At 65.6% G+C, this 3192-nt stretch carries 3 protein-coding genes; all 3 read left to right on the top strand.

The annotated features are described in order from the left end of the window. Nucleotides 1-720 precede the first annotated feature (720 nt). The 3 genes from AC4H2S_RS21110 (at nt 721) to AC4H2S_RS21120 (ending at nt 3058) form a co-directional block, all read left to right on the top strand. Nucleotides 721-996, top strand: coding sequence for a hypothetical protein (locus tag AC4H2S_RS21110; RefSeq protein WP_491498954.1), 276 nt, complete (start codon nt 721-723; stop codon nt 994-996). Nucleotides 997-1066: 70 nt separating this feature from the next. After that, nucleotides 1067-1585 (top strand): tyrosine-type recombinase/integrase, encoded by a 519-nt coding sequence (locus tag AC4H2S_RS21115; RefSeq protein WP_491498955.1) that lies wholly within the window; start codon nt 1067-1069, stop codon nt 1583-1585. A gap of 279 nt (nt 1586-1864) precedes the next feature. Next, nucleotides 1865-3058, top strand: a complete 1194-nt coding sequence (locus AC4H2S_RS21120; RefSeq protein WP_491498956.1) for an IS481 family transposase — start codon at nt 1865-1867, stop codon at nt 3056-3058. Nucleotides 3059-3192: the final 134 nt, after the last annotated feature.

Consider the following 3192-nt stretch of genomic DNA (forward strand, 5'->3'; position numbering starts at 1 on the left):
ACCTCGACAGACCCTCGGGTTCAAGACACCATCGCAAGCACTAGCAGAGGTGTTGCATTGACCGTCTGAGCCCGCAGCCATGGCTGGGCGTATCGGGACTGCGCTCGAGACTGCGATGATGGACGTCGGCCAGGCGGCGGCCTACATAGGTCTCTCGAAAGCCACGCTGTGCACCTGGCGCACGCGAGCCCCAGCTTAGGGCCACGGGCGGCGAAGGCGGGAGGGGCTCTGCGCTATCGCCGTTCGGATCTTGATGCATGGATCGACGCTCACACCGAGGCAGGTGACGTCGCGCCTGACGGGGACGTCGCGGCCGATGACCGAGGCGGTCACCAAGTGTCCGAGGCACACTGGATCTCGCGCTACCCCGGTTGACGTCCCCAACACTGTCGTTCCAGCCGGAGGAACACCCATGGCTCGCCCTCCATTGCCTATTGGGACATTTGGGAGCATCACCACTCGACAGGTTCGCCCAGGCGTCCTCCGGGCACGTACTCGGTTTCGCGACTTCGACGGCGTGACCCGCGAGGTGAAGGGCACTGGTCGCAGCGCCGCCGCCGCAACGCGCGAGCTCAAGGCCGAGATCGCCGACAGGAGCGCGCCCACCGGCGACCTCATCAGGCCCGACATGCGGATCAGCCAGGTGGGAGAGATCTGGCTGTCGATGTATCGCGCCGAGCCGCGCTCAGAGCCACCACGGCAAACGAGTACCAGCGCATCTTGGACAACGTCATCAACCCGGCCATCGGCAGCATCAGATTGCGCGAGGCCACAGCTGGGCGGCTGGAACGACTGATCCGGCCGCAGGAGACGCACAGCCGCCGCAAGAAGACGAAGACGGTTCTCAAGATGATGCTCGACGCCGCCGTGATCGATGACGCAATCGCGGCCACCCTGTGTCCTCCACCTCCCGGCTCCGCGGTCAGCGCAATGAGGTTCAAGCGCTTTCGATGGGTGACCTTGTTGCCGTCCGTTCCGCCGTGGCCGAATGGATGACCAAGAAGCGACCGGGCCCGAAGTCGAGCGCGGACATGCCTGACATCCTCGACCTACTCCTCGCCACTGGATGCCGGATCGGTGGAGTACTTGCGATCCGCTGGTCGGACGTCGACTTGTCTGCGACGCCACCCACGGTGTCGATCAGTGGAACGATCAAGACAGAGACCGGCAGGGGGCCAAGCCCAAGTCCGACGCTTCGGAGCGCACGATTGCGCTTCCGCCGTTCGCCGTAGCCGTGCTGATGCGGCGGCGCGGCGAGCAGCCAGCGAATCATTGCAACGCCGTATTCGCCACCCGCAACGGCACCTGGCACCAGGTCCGCAACGTCGAACGACGGTGGCGCACCATTCGCGCCGACACCGGCCTGGACTGGGTGACGCCGCATACCTTCCGCAAGATCGTCGCGACAATGATCGACCGCCTCGTCGACTCCGACACAGCGGCCCGCGTGCTCGGACACTCCTCTGCTCAGATCACCAAGGAGTACTACGTCCAGAAAGACGGTCGACACCCGACGTCACGCGCCTCCTCCAGAACTTCGCCGGCCCGAAGGATGACGTTCGCACCGACTGACGGGGTCCCGTGAACTGAACGATCGGCCGGGCGCCTCCACCACCGCGTGTCGCAGCAGATCGCCTCAAAACGGGTCACTGCGACGAGGGTTTTCGGGACATGAACGTGGCACGGGCCGATCTGGCTCAAATCGGAAGGGAGCCCCTGACCAGCGTTTCCGCTGGTCAGGGGCTCTTTCTCGGTCGGGCTGACAGTGTGCTGGTTCAGGACATACGCGACAGATGTCTCAAGACATCCGCGACACGATGTCTCAAGACATCGGAGACAGCGCGGGCTCACCCGATGCTCGGCCATGTCCAAGTCGTCCAAGGCCCGGCTCGTGATCACCGCCCTGTTCGTCGAGAACCAGACCCCCTCCGAGGTCGCTGCCCGCTACGGCGTGCACCGGTCCTGGGTCTACCGCCTCAAGGCCCGCTACGAAGCCGAGGGCGAAGCAGCGTTCGAGCCCCGCTCGCGGCGTCCGAAGACCTCACCCACCGCTACCGCGGCCGCGACCGTGGAACTGGTTCTCGCCCTGCGCAAGCAGCTGACCGAGTCCGGCCACGACGCGGGCGCGGACACCATCGCCTGGCATCTGGCACACCACCACGGCGTGCGGCTGTCCAAGGCCACCGTGCACCGCATCCTGGCCCGACACGGCGAGATCACCCCCGAGCCGAAGAAGCGGCCCAAGTCGTCCTACATCCGGTTCGCCGCCGAGCAGCCCAACGAGACCTGGCAGTCCGACTTCACCCACTACCGCCTGGCCACCGGAGCAGACGTCGAGATCATCACCTGGCTCGACGACCACTCCCGATACGCACTGCACACCTCGGCCCACCACCGCATCACCGCGCACATCGTGCTCACCACGTTCACCGAAACCGCAGCCCGGCACGGCTATCCCGCGTCCACGCTGACTGACAACGGCATGGTCTACACCGTCCGGTTCGCCGGCGGGAAGGGCGGACGGTCCAAGCTCGAGCACGAACTGCGACGGCACAACATCGTCCAGAAGAACAGCCGGCCGAACCACCCCACCACCTGCGGAAAGGTAGAGCGCTTCCAGCAGACGATGAAGAAGTGGCTACGCGCCCAGCCCGACCAGCCCACCACCTTGGCCGAGCTGCAGGTCCTGCTGGAGCGATTCCGCGACGACTACAACCAGCGCCGCCCACACCGTTCCCTCGAGCACCGCGCCACCCCGACCGCGGCCTACCAAGCACGCCCCAAGGCCACCCCGGACCGCGACCGCGCCCGGGAGACCCACGACCGGGTCCGCACCGACAAGATCGACCGCGTCGGCACCGTCACCCTCCGCCACAACGGCCGACTGCACCACATCGGCATCGGACGAACCCACGCCGGAACCTACGTCCGGCTCCTGGTCCAAGACCTCGACATCACCATCATCAACGCCACCACCGGCGAGATCCTCCGCGAGCTCGTCCTCGACCCCACCCGCGACTACCAACCCCGCAACCCCACGAACCACCCGCAGAAATGACAAACGGACCTACGTTTCCGTAGGTCCGTTGTCGCTGATGTCTTGCGACATCACATCGTCGGGCTGACAGTGTGCTGGTTCACGACATCCCGGACACCTGTCTCACGACATCCCGGACAGATGTCTCACGACAT

This window comes from Nocardioides sp. Z13_37 (assembly GCF_058355585.1).